18 protein-coding genes, 1 other RNA gene and 1 riboswitch are annotated in these 14,579 nt (G+C 34.7%); of the genes, 18 read left to right on the top strand and 1 reads right to left on the bottom strand.

Annotation, left to right across the window (positions count from 1 at the left end; genetic code table 11):
- Nucleotides 1-33: 33 nt before the first annotated feature.
- The 11 genes from ffs (at nucleotide 34) to AC1RPR_RS06675 (ending at nucleotide 7,328) form a co-directional block, all read left to right on the top strand.
- Nucleotides 34-120, top strand: an RNA gene (gene ffs, locus AC1RPR_RS06725) — signal recognition particle sRNA small type.
- Between the two features lie 87 nt (nucleotides 121-207).
- A complete protein-coding gene (dnaX, locus tag AC1RPR_RS06720; protein ID WP_481761904.1) occupies nucleotides 208-1,923 on the top strand; it encodes a DNA polymerase III subunit gamma/tau in 1,716 nt (571 codons plus the stop codon).
- 17 nt (nucleotides 1,924-1,940) lie between these two features.
- A complete protein-coding gene (locus AC1RPR_RS06715; RefSeq protein WP_409021523.1) occupies nucleotides 1,941-2,255 on the top strand; it encodes a YbaB/EbfC family nucleoid-associated protein in 315 nt (104 codons plus the stop codon).
- Between the two features lie 27 nt (nucleotides 2,256-2,282).
- Nucleotides 2,283-2,882 carry a recombination mediator RecR gene (gene recR, locus AC1RPR_RS06710; RefSeq protein ID WP_409021522.1) on the top strand — a complete coding sequence of 200 codons (600 nt, stop codon included), beginning with the start codon at nucleotides 2,283-2,285 and terminating at the stop codon, nucleotides 2,880-2,882.
- A gap of 18 nt (nucleotides 2,883-2,900) precedes the next feature.
- Entirely contained in the window at nucleotides 2,901-3,143 is a 243-nt protein-coding gene (locus tag AC1RPR_RS06705; protein WP_481761905.1) for a YaaL family protein, read from the top strand.
- 164 nt (nucleotides 3,144-3,307) lie between these two features.
- Nucleotides 3,308-3,949 carry a dTMP kinase gene (tmk, locus tag AC1RPR_RS06700; protein ID WP_481761906.1) on the top strand — a complete coding sequence of 214 codons (642 nt, stop codon included), beginning with the start codon at nucleotides 3,308-3,310 and terminating at the stop codon, nucleotides 3,947-3,949.
- 19 nt (nucleotides 3,950-3,968) lie between these two features.
- The gene (locus tag AC1RPR_RS06695) at nucleotides 3,969-4,298 is read left to right on the top strand and encodes a cyclic-di-AMP receptor (protein ID WP_409021519.1); all 330 of its coding nucleotides are present in this window, start codon (nucleotides 3,969-3,971) and stop codon (nucleotides 4,296-4,298) included.
- Nucleotides 4,299-4,310: 12 nt separating this feature from the next.
- Nucleotides 4,311-5,318: a DNA polymerase III subunit delta' gene (gene holB / locus AC1RPR_RS06690; RefSeq protein WP_481761907.1), complete on the top strand. Its 1,008-nt coding sequence runs from the start codon at nucleotides 4,311-4,313 to the stop codon at nucleotides 5,316-5,318.
- Nucleotides 5,319-5,340: 22 nt separating this feature from the next.
- Nucleotides 5,341-5,697 carry a DNA replication initiation control protein YabA gene (locus AC1RPR_RS06685; protein ID WP_481761908.1) on the top strand — a complete coding sequence of 119 codons (357 nt, stop codon included), beginning with the start codon at nucleotides 5,341-5,343 and terminating at the stop codon, nucleotides 5,695-5,697.
- The gene (rsmI, locus tag AC1RPR_RS06680; RefSeq protein WP_481761909.1) at nucleotides 5,694-6,575 is read left to right on the top strand and encodes a 16S rRNA (cytidine(1402)-2'-O)-methyltransferase; all 882 of its coding nucleotides are present in this window, start codon (nucleotides 5,694-5,696) and stop codon (nucleotides 6,573-6,575) included. Before AC1RPR_RS06685 ends, rsmI begins: the two co-directional genes overlap by 4 nt.
- Before the next feature lie 12 nt (nucleotides 6,576-6,587).
- Complete coding sequence (locus tag AC1RPR_RS06675; protein WP_481761910.1) at nucleotides 6,588-7,328, top strand: acyl-[acyl-carrier-protein] thioesterase; 741 nt, start codon at nucleotides 6,588-6,590, stop codon at nucleotides 7,326-7,328.
- 61 nt (nucleotides 7,329-7,389) lie between these two features.
- Here the strand turns inward: AC1RPR_RS06675 and AC1RPR_RS06670 are convergent, their stop codons facing one another.
- Nucleotides 7,390-8,367 carry an asparaginase gene (locus AC1RPR_RS06670; RefSeq protein ID WP_481761911.1) on the bottom strand — a complete coding sequence of 326 codons (978 nt, stop codon included), beginning with the start codon at nucleotides 8,365-8,367 and terminating at the stop codon, nucleotides 7,390-7,392.
- A 95-nt stretch (nucleotides 8,368-8,462) separates the two neighbouring features.
- On the opposite strand from AC1RPR_RS06670, the gene brnQ reads away from it, so the two are divergent.
- From brnQ to tsaD, 7 genes are all read left to right on the top strand, one after another.
- Nucleotides 8,463-9,824 carry a branched-chain amino acid transport system II carrier protein gene (gene brnQ / locus AC1RPR_RS06665; RefSeq protein WP_481761912.1) on the top strand — a complete coding sequence of 454 codons (1,362 nt, stop codon included), beginning with the start codon at nucleotides 8,463-8,465 and terminating at the stop codon, nucleotides 9,822-9,824.
- 63 nt (nucleotides 9,825-9,887) lie between these two features.
- A riboswitch (THF riboswitch) is annotated at nucleotides 9,888-9,986 on the top strand.
- Nucleotides 9,987-10,026: 40 nt separating this feature from the next.
- A complete protein-coding gene (locus AC1RPR_RS06660) occupies nucleotides 10,027-10,548 on the top strand; it encodes a folate family ECF transporter S component (protein WP_481761940.1) in 522 nt (173 codons plus the stop codon).
- Nucleotides 10,549-10,561: 13 nt separating this feature from the next.
- A complete protein-coding gene (locus AC1RPR_RS06655) occupies nucleotides 10,562-10,951 on the top strand; it encodes a tautomerase family protein (protein ID WP_481761941.1) in 390 nt (129 codons plus the stop codon).
- A gap of 121 nt (nucleotides 10,952-11,072) precedes the next feature.
- Entirely contained in the window at nucleotides 11,073-12,062 is a 990-nt protein-coding gene (gene galE / locus AC1RPR_RS06650) for a UDP-glucose 4-epimerase GalE (protein ID WP_481761942.1), read from the top strand.
- Nucleotides 12,063-12,184: 122 nt separating this feature from the next.
- Complete coding sequence (tsaB, locus tag AC1RPR_RS06645; protein ID WP_481761943.1) at nucleotides 12,185-12,907, top strand: tRNA (adenosine(37)-N6)-threonylcarbamoyltransferase complex dimerization subunit type 1 TsaB; 723 nt, start codon at nucleotides 12,185-12,187, stop codon at nucleotides 12,905-12,907.
- A complete protein-coding gene (gene rimI / locus AC1RPR_RS06640) occupies nucleotides 12,891-13,457 on the top strand; it encodes a ribosomal protein S18-alanine N-acetyltransferase (protein WP_481761944.1) in 567 nt (188 codons plus the stop codon). Before tsaB ends, rimI begins: the two co-directional genes overlap by 17 nt.
- A gap of 31 nt (nucleotides 13,458-13,488) precedes the next feature.
- A complete protein-coding gene (gene tsaD / locus AC1RPR_RS06635) occupies nucleotides 13,489-14,517 on the top strand; it encodes a tRNA (adenosine(37)-N6)-threonylcarbamoyltransferase complex transferase subunit TsaD (protein WP_481761945.1) in 1,029 nt (342 codons plus the stop codon).
- The last annotated feature ends 62 nt before the right edge of the window (nucleotides 14,518-14,579 follow it).

Raw genomic sequence — 14,579 nt, 5'->3', positions numbered from 1 at the left:
TGGAATTTAATGTATTATAATAATTGCCGCAAGGCCTTAAGGCAATAGTGTGCTTACGAATTGTGTCAGATCCGGAAGGAAGCAGCACTAAGTTTGATTCACTTTGTGCCTTAAGTAATTATGATTATTTAAGACTCTTAGTCAGAAATGGCTGAGAGATTTTTTTATTTAAAAAGCTATTTATAGATTTTGAAAGGAGAGATTGTGATGAGTTACCAAGCTTTATACCGTGTCTGGCGTCCACAAAAATTTAGTGATTTAGTTGGACAAAACATGATTACGCAGACGTTGAAAAATGCAATTATGACACAACAAACAAGTCATGCATACATTTTTAATGGTCCACGTGGAACAGGTAAAACGTCCGCAGCTAAAATTTTTGCTAAGGCAGTTAATTGTCACTTCCAGGAAAATGGCGAACCATGTAACAAATGTGAGACATGTATCGCTATTACGAATGGTCAATTAAACGATGTTATCGAAATTGATGCCGCTTCTAATAATGGGGTTGAAGAAATTCGTGATATCCGTGACAAAGTAAAGTATGCACCCACACAAGCTGATTTTAAAATCTATATTATTGATGAAGTTCATATGCTATCTACGGGTGCTTTTAATGCACTCTTGAAGACGCTTGAAGAACCACCTGAAAATGTTATTTTTATTCTTGCTACAACGGAACCACATAAGATTCCAGCAACCATTATTTCTAGAACTCAGAAATTTGATTTCAAGCGTATTACGCCAGCTGACAGTTATGAACGAATGGTTTATATTTTGTCTGAAAAAGGAATTGAATATGAAGAACCAGCGCTTAAAGTTATCGCTAAAGCAGCTGAAGGTGGAATGCGGGATGCTTTGAGTATTTTAGATCAGGTCATTTCATTCGGTGATAACAAGGTGACTTTGGATAATGCTTTGTTAGTAACCGGTAGTGTAACACAGGATAAAATACAGAATTACGTCACGGAAGTTAGTCAAAAAGCGACTACTGAGGCATTAGAAACGATACAAGCAATTATAGACGAAGGTAAAGATTCAACTAGATTAATCGAAGATTTAATTGCCTATAGTCGTGATTTACTATTATATCAGCAAGCACCAGCACTTATTAATCAACTAGAATTAGGGATGGTTAATGATGATTTTAAAAACTTATCACAGACTATTTCTGCTGATTTCTTATACCAAATGATAAATGTTTTAAATGAAATTCAACAACAAATGCGATTTACAACACATCCAGATGTTTATTTAGAAGTATTAACAATTCGATTATCACAATTTAATACCTCTGATACGATTGCGGAGACGACTCAATCAGAATTAAGTTCAGATGCATCTAAACAAATTAATAATTTAACTAAAACAGTTGAAGACTTGAAAAAGCAAATAATTGATTTAAGTCAGAATGATAATCAACCGCAAGTGGCAGTAATAGCTAAGCCTAAAAAAGTTGCCTCTACTCAAAAAAAAGCAACATTAAATTTATCTCAAATTTATCCTATTTTAGATCACGCAACAAAAGAAAGTTTGGTACAATTAAAACAGGTTTGGCCAGAGTTGTTGCATCAACTTTCAGTTACACAACGTGCGATTATGCAAGCTAGTGAACCGGTTGCGGCTAGTCCTGACAGTGTACTTGTTAGTTTTAATTACGAATTCTTGTCTGTCAAAGCTTCAAGTGATACAGAGTTACTCGATGCTTTAGGTAATGGGTTAGATCGATTATTACATCATGTCCCTAAGGTGGTCTGTATTACAGCAGAGCAATGGCCAGAAGTCCGAAAATCTTACATTAAACAAAATGAGCACGAGGGAACTGAAACAATTATTGAGCCAGAACCTGAAGTAGTAGAACCAATTGTTTCAAAAGCTGAAGAAATTTTTGGAACAGAAAATATAGAAATTAAACAGGATTAGAAAGGAAGTAATTAATAATGATGCGTGGAAATGGTAATATGCAAGGTATGATGAAACAAATGCAAAAATTACAAAAAGATATGACAAAAGACCAAGAGGCTTTGAATGCAACTGAATTTGTTGGCGAAGCTTCAAATGATTTAGTTAAGGTAACCTTTACAGGGGACAAAAAAATGACTGATATCATGATTAAAGAAGAAGCAGTCGATCCTGATGATGTTGATATGTTACAAGATTTAATTATTATGGCTGTTAATGATGCTATGACAAAAATTGAAAAAACAACAACTGATAAATTGGGTAAATATTCTCAAGGGATGCCTGGACTATAAACTTAAAATTAAAGAAGGCTAAAGAAAATGCAATATCCTGAACCTATCGCAAAATTGATTGAAAGTTATATGAAATTACCAGGTATTGGTGGTAAAACTGCTACAAGATTAGCTTTTTTTACAATTGATATGGATGAAGATGATGTCACCGATTTTGCTAAATCACTAATATCTGCCAAACGAGACCTACATTATTGTAGTATCTGTGGCAATATTACTGAAGAAGATCCTTGTCAGATTTGTTCTGATTCATCACGTGATCAAACCAAAGTTATTGTTGTAGAAGAACCTAAAGATGTGATGTCTTTAGAAAAAATGAAAGAGTATCACGGCTTGTATCACGTGCTTCATGGTGTATTATCACCAATTGAAGGTAAAGGGCCGGAAGATATTAATATCACAAGTTTATTAACACGTCTTCAATCGCATCCCGATATGCAGGAAGTTATTATTGCGACAAATGCAACGCCAGAAGGTGAAGCAACGTCAATGTATTTATCGAGATTGATTAAACCGGCTGGAATTAAAGTGACAAGATTAGCCCATGGACTATCTGTAGGTAGCGATATTGAGTACGCAGATGAAATGACGTTGTTTAAAGCGATTGAAGGACGTACTGAAATATAGAAATGAGCTGACGGTGTAATGTTTAATAAAAAAACAAAACTTAAATTACGTAAAGAGTATGACGCTAAGTTGCTAGAGTCAATTGATCTCGCTAAAATAGCATGGGATCAAGCCAAACAAACTGAAGAGGCCATTTACGAAGTTGATGAAGAATTAATTAATGAAACACAGATGGCAAGAAAAAGATATTTCTTTCTCTATAATGAAGCGCGTGTTCGTTCAGTTAAAGGGCATATGCAGGCTTCAGTAATCACACATTAAATTAGAAAGAACGTTGAGACAATTCGCCTAACTTGTCTTGGCGTTTTTTTGTGAAATGCTGATTAGATTTATTAAATAAGAGATAGTATACTAATAGTAGGTTTATCTTATGGACAGGTTTTTAAGATTCAAGTACAATAATAATAAGTATTGGGGTCGTTAATGTGACTGGAAAATTTATAACGATTGAAGGACCAGATGGGTCCGGCAAAACGAGTGCCTTAAAAGGTATTATAAAAAAGATACAAAATAACTTGGTAAAAGAATTAGTTATAACACGTGAACCAGGTGGAAGTCCGATATCTGAAGCCATTCGTGAAGTTGTCTTAAATCAAGATTATCCAGAGATGGATAAACGAACTGAAGCATTATTGTTTGCAGCATCAAGACGTCAGCATATCGCAGAAATAATTTTCCCAGCACTTAAGGAAGATAAAATTGTAATATGTGATCGTTATGTTGATAGTTCAATTGCTTACCAAGGTGCTGGTAGAGATATCGGAACGCAAGCGGTTGCTGATATGAACCTATTTGCAACAAATGGAACAGAACCTGATTTAACTTTATACTTTGACGTACCATCAGAAATTGGATTAAAACGAATTTTTGAGCATCGTCAAAATGAAATAAATCGTTTAGATGATGAAAAGTTAGAGTTCCATCAAAAAGTACGCAAAGCATACCAACAATTAGCAGTGAAAAATCCAGAACGTATTATAACCATTAATGCGGCGCAACCTTTGGAAAAAGTAATTGACGATTGTATTGACGTTCTGAAGAAAAAATTACCCGAGTCTTTTAAATAAATGAAATGAGGGAATTCAAATGAAATTAATTACAGCGATTGTTCAAGATAAAGATAGTAACCGATTAAGCAATATATTTATAGATTCAAATGTCCGTGCAACAAAACTATCAACAACTGGTGGTTTTTTAAAGTCTGGTAATACAACCTTTTTAATTGGTATTGAAGATGAACGTGTTGATGAGGTATTACAAATCATTAAAGAGACATCATCAACGCGTGAACAATTTATGGCCCCCCCTGTTAACTTAGATGTTTCAATGGATGCACAAGTACCATTTCCATTAGAAGTTCAGGTTGGTGGTGCAACAGTATTTGTCTTACCAGTAGAAGAGTTTCATCAATTTTAGGAGTAAATAGTAATGACAGAATTAGCTGATGAAACCAGTAATATTAAAATTCAAGAATTACAGCCAAAATTAATTGAACATTTTGAAAAATTGATAATAACAAATAAGTTAGCCCATGCTTATCTATTTTCCGGACCAGAAGGTATTGGTAAGGTTGAACTAGCACAATGGATTGCAATGCGACTCTTTTGTACTGCTGACGAGGATCAAAAGCCTTGCGGTGTATGTGGTGAATGTCAACGAATTCTATCAGGTAATCACCCTGATATCGTGAGTGTTAAGCCTGAAGGCCAGTCAATTAAAGTTGATCAAATTCGATTTTTGAAATCAGAATTTTCAAAAAGTGGTGTTGAAGGTAGCCAAAAGATTTTTATAATTGAAAAAGCTGAGAGTATGACAGCTAGTGCTGCGAACAGTTTACTTAAATTTTTAGAAGAGCCTGTTGGAAATGTGAAAGCTTTCTTATTAACAGAAAATAAAAATCAAATTTTGCCAACTATTCAATCACGGTGCCAACTGGTTAATTTTGTCGCACTCTCTCAAGAAAAATTGATTCAAAATTTATTAAATCAAGGTATCTTGAAAGATCAGGCTCAGTTACTTGTTCATGTAACTGAGAGTACAAGCCATGCTGTAGCATTAGCACAAGATGAGAATTTTACTGAAATGACAAATCAAGTTTGGAATTGGTTCAGTAAATTATTGAAAAATGATGCTGAAAGTTTCATTTTGGTACAAACAAAACTAGTGCCACTCGCAAAAGAAAAACAACAACAGGCATTGATGGTTGATTTAATGGTACTGTTAGCGCGTGATTGTTTACTTGTCCGTTATAATCGTAAGGAACAAGTGAGTTTTTCTAATCGTTTAACTGAAATTGATAAAATAACTCAAATGATTAGTGATAAAAAGTTAGTTGCTATATTAGATGGTTGTTTACAAATTAAAACGATGCTCCAAATAAATATGACATTTCAAAGTGCAATTGAAGTAACAACGTTAAAATTAATAGATTTATAAAATATGAAATGAAGGTGATTTTGTGGATAAGCGTCAACTATATGATAATTTTATAGCTATCGAGGAAGAAATGAAAAAAATGTTATCGAGTTTTGAAACAATAAAATCTGATATGACTGGTGTTCTTGAAAATAACGCTGAATTGGAGATTGAAAACCAACATTTGAGAGAACGATTAAGTGAAATAGAACGACAAACGTCTAAGAATTTTAATGAATCTTCCGATGCAAATCTGTCAAAATCACGTCAAAACTTAGAAAAATTATATGATCAAGGTTTTCATATTTGTAATATTGAAGGGATGTACGGATCACGTCGAGTCGATGATGAACCTTGTGCTTTCTGTTTAGATTTAATTTATGGGGAGCGCGAAGTATGAGTGAAATAGCAGCACAAAGCAGTTTTCAAGGTAAAGGGACAACTGGGTCATTATATTTAGTACCGACACCAATTGGTAATTTATCTGATATGACGTTTAGAGCGATTGATATTTTAAAAGAGGTTGACTATATAGCAGCCGAAGATACACGAAACACACAAAAATTATTAAATCATTTTGAAATTGAAACAAGTCAATTGAGTTTTCATGAACATAATACGCAAGAACGTATTCCGCAATTTGTTGATAAAATATTGGCTGGTCAATCAATCGCACAAGTAAGTGATGCAGGAATGCCATCAATTAGTGATCCTGGGCATGATCTTGTTAAAGCATGTATTGAAGCTAAGATTCCAGTTGTGCCACTTCCTGGGGCAAATGCCGGGATCACTGCATTAATAGCTTCTGGATTAGCGCCACAACCGTTCTTATTCTATGGTTTTTTATCGCGAAAACCTAAGAGTCAAAAAGAAGAATTAGCTGAGTTGAAAAATCAAACAATGACGCTTATTTTTTATGAAGCACCACATCGCTTGAAAAAAACATTAACACAAATAGCTGCTAGCCTTGGTGGTCAGCGTAAAGTTGTACTATGCCGAGAATTAACTAAACGTTATGAAGAATTCTTGCGTGGAACACTGGATGATGCTATCAAATGGGCTGGCACTGAGCAAGTCCGTGGAGAATTTTGTGTAATTGTTGAGGGAAATGATTCGCCAGAAGCAACGGAAGTTGATCATCTGGCTAATATGTCAATTGAAGAACAAGTTGATTATTTGATTGAAACAGGTATGAAAACTAATGATGCGATAAAAGAGATTGCTAAGAAACAAGAGATGAAAAAACAAGAAGTTTATAATCTGTATCATCAGATTTAAGGAGTGAACATATTGGCAGATAATAAATTTAGTGAGCTACATCGTGCGGTTTACTATGAAGGCGATAAAAGTGGGCGTGTGACAGTAGCAATGCTAATTAACATGATTATTTTGGTTTCAACAGACCAAAGTGATAGCTTAGGAATTACTGAAAAAGATTTAACAAATTTGGGCTTTGGTTGGGTTATTACACAATATCTTATTGATATTTCGAGAATACCACATATTGATGAGAATTTAACATTAACTACTGAGGCTGTTTCGTACAATCGTTTCTTCTGTTACCGAGATTTCTGGGTTCATGATGAAGCAGGTAATGAGTGTGCACATATTCATGCTGTATTTGTTTTAATGGATCATAAAACACGTAAAATGACTCGTGTATTGCCAGAAGTTATTGAACCTTTTGGTGCTGAATATACACGAAGAATTGAGCGTTTGGAGAAACCAGTTGGTATCATGAAAGAAGATACAATAGCTGCTAAAAAATCATATGACGTTCGATTCTTTGATATTGATCCAAATCAACATGTAAACAATTCAAAATATTTTGATTGGTTATTAGATTCATTGTCAGAAGACTTTTTAATGTCACATGATTTGAAACATATGAATATTAAATATGAAAAAGAAATTCACTATGGTCATAAGATAGATAGTATCGTTGTTATTGATAACTTAACGACACATCACCAGATTAAAATTGGTGATGATGTTTATTGTGAAGCTGACTGTGAGTGGACGAAACGTTAGAATAAAAAATGCTCTGAGTAACTGGAAGTCTATCCAGTTACTCAGAGCATTTTTTATATTTTTATGATAAAGCATCTGCGACATAAATCGAGAGTTCTTCTTTTTCAAGACCAGCACTTAATCCAACCAATAGTTTGATTCTTGCTTTTTGACCATTTAAGCCACGACAGAAGATGCCGCCCATTTTTTTCAATTGAACGCCACCACCTTCATAGTCGTAAACATCTTGTGCCACGCCATTAAAGCAACGTGAAACAATTACAACTGGAATATCGCGATCAATTAATTTTTGAAGATTAGCTAAAACTTGTGGGGGAAGATTTCCTGCACCAAGAGCTTCAATGACAATACCGTTCGTTTGGTCATTATTAAGAAAACCAAGTAAATCAGCATCCATTCCAGCATAAGCCTTAATTAAATAAACATGATCAACAACTTTGTCGATTGCTAAGCAAGTCTGGCTTAGCAATTCGGCAAAAAAGGTCACGTTATCTTTAGCGATACTACCAATTGGGCCAAACGTTGGTGTTCTAAAAGTTGCGACATTTGTTGTATGTGTTTTTGTTACATAGCGTGCTGTATGAATTTCATCATTCATAACAACTAAGACACCTTTATCAACTGCATCATCACTTGCTGCAGTTAAGATGGCTGTTTGAAAATTGTGTAAGCCATCTGAGCCTATTTCATTTGCGGAACGCATAGCACCTGTTAAAACGACAGGTAGATGGTTCGGTAATGTAAGATCTAAAAAATAAGCAGTTTCTTCTAATGTATCCGTACCGTGAGTAATAACAATACCATCAATCGCTTCCGCGGATGCACGCATAATTCTTTTTTGAATAATTAGCATCTCTATGGGGCCAATATGTGGGGATGGTAAGTTAAAAATATTTTCAGTGATTAAATCGAAACGATCACCAAATGGATTTTCAACTTGGTTTAAAGGGTTTTCTGCACCAGGTGCAACTGCGCCTGTTTCTTGATTTTCAGACATGGCGATTGTACCACCAGTGTGTAAAATTAATATTTTTTTCATATTTTCCTCCTTGCTGACACTTAGATTATACATATTATATTGTACTTTGACTATGAATTTGTTACTGTATATGAACAGATAAGGTGGTTATGAGAATGAAAGAAAAACAATTAAGTAAGAATGAGTATTTATTTATTAGCTCAATGTTATTCGGTTTATTTTTTGGCGCGGGAAATTTAATTTTTCCAGTCTTTGTAGGTCAACAATCCGGACAAAACCTGTGGATAGGTAATTTAGGCTTTCTAATTGCTGGTGTTGGGTTACCTTTTTTAGGTGTAATTGCTATTGGATTGTCTAAAAGTAGGGGAGTTTTCGATTTAGCCTCTAAGGTTAATCGAACGTATGGCATAATTTTCACAATGTTGCTCTACCTAACTATTGGACCGCTATTTGCAGGTCCAAGATCAGCAACTATTCCGTTTGAAATTGGAATTGCACCACATATTAAAGCCAGCCAACATTCAGTATGGCTATTATTATTTTCAATTTTATTCTTCACAATAGTTTGGCTTTTGGCAGTTAAACCAACCAAGATATTAGTCTATGTTGGTAAGTATTTAAATCCCATATTTTTATGTGCGTTGGCTATTTTATTGTTATTTGTATTTATTAAGCCAATGGGTAATTTTTCAGATTTCCCCGCAACAAGTTCTTACAAGAATGGTGCTTTTATGTCTGCTTTTGGGCAAGGATATTACACTATGGATGCACTCGCTGGTTTGGCTTTTGGTATTATCATTGTGGATACAATTAAAGATTTAGGTATTACGAATCCTAAATCAATTACTAAAGGGATTATCTATTCTGGTAGTATCAGTGTTATTTTGATGGGAATCATCTATACATGCTTGGCCTATCTTGGGGCAACGAGTCTGGGTGTATTTCCACATTCTGGTAATGGTGGTGCTATTTTAGCTCAAGTTGCTCAACGTTATTTTGGACAATTCGGAAGTTTCTTTCTTGCTGCAATTATTGTTGTTGCTTGTATTAAAACGGCAATTGGCGTGACTAGCGCATGTGCTAAAACATGTGTTGAAATTATTGGTCATGGTAGCTATAAATTGTATTTAACACTTGGTTGTGTGATTAGTTGTTTAATTGCCAACGTTGGGTTAGATCAATTAATTACATTATCAACACCAGTTTTGATGTTGCTTTACCCACTTGCTATTGTATTGATGATTGCTGCCTGTTTAGAACCTACTTTAAATAAGTATGACTTAAAAGTCAGCATTATCTACAAATGGTTAACCGTTTTAACGCTTTTTAGTGCCATTTTTGATGGACTAAACGCGATGCCAATTTCAATTAAAAATTTAGCTTTTGCTAAAAATATGTTAGCATTTGCAAATCATTATTTACCACTGTTTAATATTGGCTTAAGTTGGATAGTTCCTGCTGCGTTAGGATTACTTATGGGACTAATTTTTATGATTCGTGAAAAGAAAATAAATTAAAAAGAAACACCCAAAGTTATTTTCTTTTTAGTGGTATACTACACAAGTAGTAAAATACAAAATTTCGGGGTAGAGAATACAGCGTTAAGTGCCAAAAGGACGGAATGTGTCTTTTGGACGAAGGCTAGCGATAGCTGCGGTTGTGTTTTCGCATTCGCCGCATACCACAATGTGGCAACTCCAACGAGGAGATGTCTGAATCATGGAAAATTTAACAAAGAGGTTAACCGCAAAGAATATAGCGGTGATGGGTCTATTATTGGCTGGTCAAATTATTCTAACTAATTTATTATCGTATCAGGTATTGACGTTACGGATAAGTTTCACTTTTATTGCGACTTATCTATTAGCGGCGTGGTTTGGCCCATTACTGGGTGGTATTGGTTCTGTTTTATCGGATTTACTTGGAACAGTATTATTCAGTAAAGGAGGTACATTTTTCTGGGGATTCTCGCTATCTGCTTTCTTAGGTGCGTTTTTCTATGGACTTGTATTTTATAAAAAACCATTTACGTTACCGCGAATTATTATTGCCGTATTAATCAATGTCGTTGTTATTGATTTATTGTTAAATACATTCTGGCTAGTATTAATGTACCAGTCACCTTGGACAATTATCTATGCACGTGCTATCAAAGATTTAATTTTAATTCCAATTCAAATTATTTTGTTATATATGGTTGGTAATAATAAACAAATCCAAAGATTAGGTAAACGATTATAGGAGGATTCAATCTATGCCATTGATGAAAATTGATATGATTGAAGGCCGTTCTGAAGGCCAAATAAAAGAAATTTTAGATATTGCTTATGATGTAATGCTTAATTCATTTGGCGCACCAGTTAGTGACAGATATCAAATTGTCACTCAACATCCAATAAATGAAATGCAAATTTTAGATACTGGGCTTGGATTTATGCGAACAAAAGAAGTATTGGTCTTTAGTTTAACAACGCGACCAAGAACGACAGAGCAAAAAGAAACCTTCTATCAACAGTTAATGCAACAGTTACAAACAAAAGTTGGATTGAGACCAGAAGATTTAATGATTAATTTAACAACTAATACTGATGAAGATTGGAGCTTTGGCATGGGCCAAGCACAATTTTTAACGGGTGACTTATAGAAATTAACCAGACGGCGAATTTATTTTCGTCGTCTATTTATTTGCTAAAGAAGGGTGAATCACTGATAAATTTACTAAAATAAGTTATAATAAAGAAAATAAACTATTTGGAGGAATTTAAATGTCAATTTTAGTTTTGGGTGGCGCAGGTTACATTGGTTCACATACTGTTGATCAATTAGTAGAAAATAGTCGTGATGTTGTTGTTGTCGATAATTTAGTGACAGGGCACTTAGAGGCTGTTAATAAAAAGGCAAAATTTTATCAAGGAGATATTGCGGATAAAAATTTTATGCGCAATGTTTTCAAAAATGAGGATATTGAAGCAGTTATTCATTTTGCAGCTTCATCTCTTGTTGGTGAATCAATGGTAAAACCATTAAAATATTTTGACAATAATACAGCAGGGATGATTCATTTACTTGAAGTCATGACTGAAGTTGGCGTTAAAAAAATCGTCTTTTCTTCAACAGCTGCAACATATGGTGAACCTAAAGTTGTCCCAATTCATGAAGATGACCCTCAAATTCCAACAAATCCATATGGTGAAAGTAAATTAGCCATGGAAAAAATTATGCACTGGACTGACGTTGCAGATGGTGTTAAGTTTGTCGCATTACGTTATTTCAATGTTGCTGGATCAAAACCAGATGGTAGCATCGGTGAAGATCACAATCCTGAAACACATTTAATTCCAATTATTTTACAAGTTGCTAACGGAGAACGTGAAAAATTACAAATTTTTGGGGACGATTATGATACCAAAGATGGTACAAACGTCCGTGATTACGTGCATGTTCTTGATTTAGCAGATGCGCACATTCGCGCCTTAGATTACTTACTTGCGGGAAATGAAAGTAATGCCTTTAACTTGGGTTCATCTAATGGATTTTCAAATATGGAAATTCTAGAAGCAGCACGCCGTGCAACAGGTAAAGAAATTCCTGCAGAAATTGCACCACGTCGTGCAGGTGATCCTTCAACTTTAATTGCAGCAAGTGAAAAAGCACATGAAATTCTTGGTTGGGCTCCTAAGTATGAAAATATGGAAGATATCATTAAGACAGCATGGACTTTTGAACAGACGCATCCAAATGGATTTTCAAAATAAATTAGTTATTAACCATAGGACAATTATTTGTCCTATTTTTTTGTTAATTTTCTCTTAGAAAAAATTTGTGATACTATTTTTGTGCTAAAATGTTAACAAAGCAGAGATAAAGGAAGATATGAATGAAAATTTTAGCAATTGATACATCGAATATACCACTCAGCGTCGCTGTTTTAGAAGATAGTGCATTATTAGCAACTATCACAACGAATATAAAAAAAAATCACAGTATTACATTGATGCCAGCAATTTCTGATGTCATGAAATTAGCAGGTATTAAGCCTGCAGAGCTAGACCGAATTGTGGTTGCACAAGGTCCAGGATCTTTTACTGGTCTCAGGATTGGCGTTGCCACAGCTAAAACACTAGCATTTACATTAGATTGTGAATTAGTTGGTGTCTCTAGTTTAGCAATGTTGGCTGCAGGTATTTCCACAAATAGTGATTCTGATATTGTACCGTTATTTGACGCACGTAGGAATTACGTATTCTCAGGTTTGTATAAAAATGATAATGAGCTTGTAAATGAATTACCAGACCAGCATAGAGAACTTGTGACTTGGGTGACTGAATTAAAAGAGCGTAACCGACCACAAATTTTTGTTGGAACTGATGTCGATTTATTTAAACAACAAATTATCGATATTTTAGGTGATCAGGCACAGTTTCCAGCTTCATTTTTAAATATTCCTCAGGCATTTATTTTGGGATTAATTGGTAAAGATAAAGAGCCCGCTAATCAGGAGACATTTATTCCGAATTATTTACGATTAACGCAAGCAGAGACGCAATGGTTAGAAACCCATTCAGATAAGGATCATAATACCTATGTTGAAAAAATTTAAAGCACGAGTGAAACAAATTATTCCAGAATTAAGACCAGATGAACCTGTTAGGACATTAGTTTTTCAGAATCATAGAATTAAAATTAGAAATGAAAGTTATTTTATGACACGTGCTGTTGTACCTGATATTCCGGAACTACTTGAGATTGAAAAAGCAGTTTATGATGGTAAATCACCATGGAGTGCAAAAATATTTGAAGGCGAAATTTGCCAAAAAAGCAAAACACTTTATTTAGTCTTACGTAAGGAAGATAAAATGTTAGGCTTTATTGGTTGTTCAACGGATGCAATAACGGGAGACGTACATATTGCGAATATTGCTGTTCTACCTGAATGTCAGGGTAGAGGGATGGGAAACTTTTTGGTAACGTCTATTACAAGGCGTGCTCGTTTAATGAGATTTAGAACAGTTAGTTTAGAGGTTCGCCGTGATAACCAGACGGCTTTAAATCTATACCACCAATTAGGATTTACTAAAGTGGGTATCCGAGAGAATTATTATGTTGAAGATGGGCAAGATGCTGTTGATATGTTGCTTAAATTAAAATAAAGGAATATGAATTAAGTTGAAAGAGGTCTCAATGGATAAAACGGAAAGAAATCTAATTTTAGCATTTGAATCAAGTTGTGATGAAACTAGTGTCGCAGTGGTCGAAGACGGTCATCTTATTTTGTCGAACATCATTGCAACGCAAGTTAATAGTCATAAACGTTTTGGTGGTGTTGTACCTGAAGTTGCCAGCCGCCACCATATTGAACAAATTACGAGTTGTATTAAAGATGCTATGACAGAAGCAAATGTAACTTATGATGATTTAGATGCTGTTGCGGTTACTTATGGACCAGGATTAGTTGGTGCTTTACTAGTAGGTGTTTCTGCTGCTAAAGCTATCGCATTTGCTCACGAGTTGCCTTTAATTCCCGTTAACCATATGGCAGGCCATATTTTTGCAGCGCGCTATGAATCTGAAATAGTGTATCCATCAATGGCTTTACTCGTTTCGGGTGGACATACTGAGTTAGTTTATATGCCTGAAGAAGGTCAATTTGAAATTATTGGTGAGACACGTGATGACGCAGCAGGTGAAGCTTATGATAAAGTTGGGCGTGTTCTTGGGATGACTTATCCATCAGGAAAAGAAATTGATGAACTTGCACATACTGGACAAGATACGTTTAATTTTCCGCGTGCCATGATCAAAGATGACAGTTATGACTTTAGTTTCAGTGGATTGAAAAGTGCCTTCATCAATACAGTTCACCATGCAGATCAATTAGGCGAAGAGTTGGACCGGGCTGATTTAGCAACAAGCTTTCAACAAAGTGTGATTGATGTACTTGCTGAGAAAACGGTACGTGCTTGTCATGAGTATGATATTAAACAATTAATTTTAGCCGGTGGTGTGGCAGCTAATAAAGGGTTACGTACAAGACTTGAATCTGATATGAAGAAAATGAATGATATTGAATTTGTGAAGGCGCCCATTAAATTATGTGGTGATAATGCTGCAATGATTGGTGCAGCAGGATATGTTGAATTTATTAAAGGTCAACGTGCAGGATTAAATTTAAATGCTGATCCTAGTTTAGAATTTGATTGGATAGTTTAATTATTATAAAATTAAAATAGAGATTTAGAGTTCGCCTTGTAATGCTAAACAGTTGTTTAACA

The sequence above is a fragment of the Dellaglioa sp. CoH-57-MRSF-22 genome, from assembly GCF_056781895.1.
The sequence above is the reverse complement of the archived record's forward strand: the minus strand, read 5'-3'. Positions and strand labels throughout refer to the sequence as shown.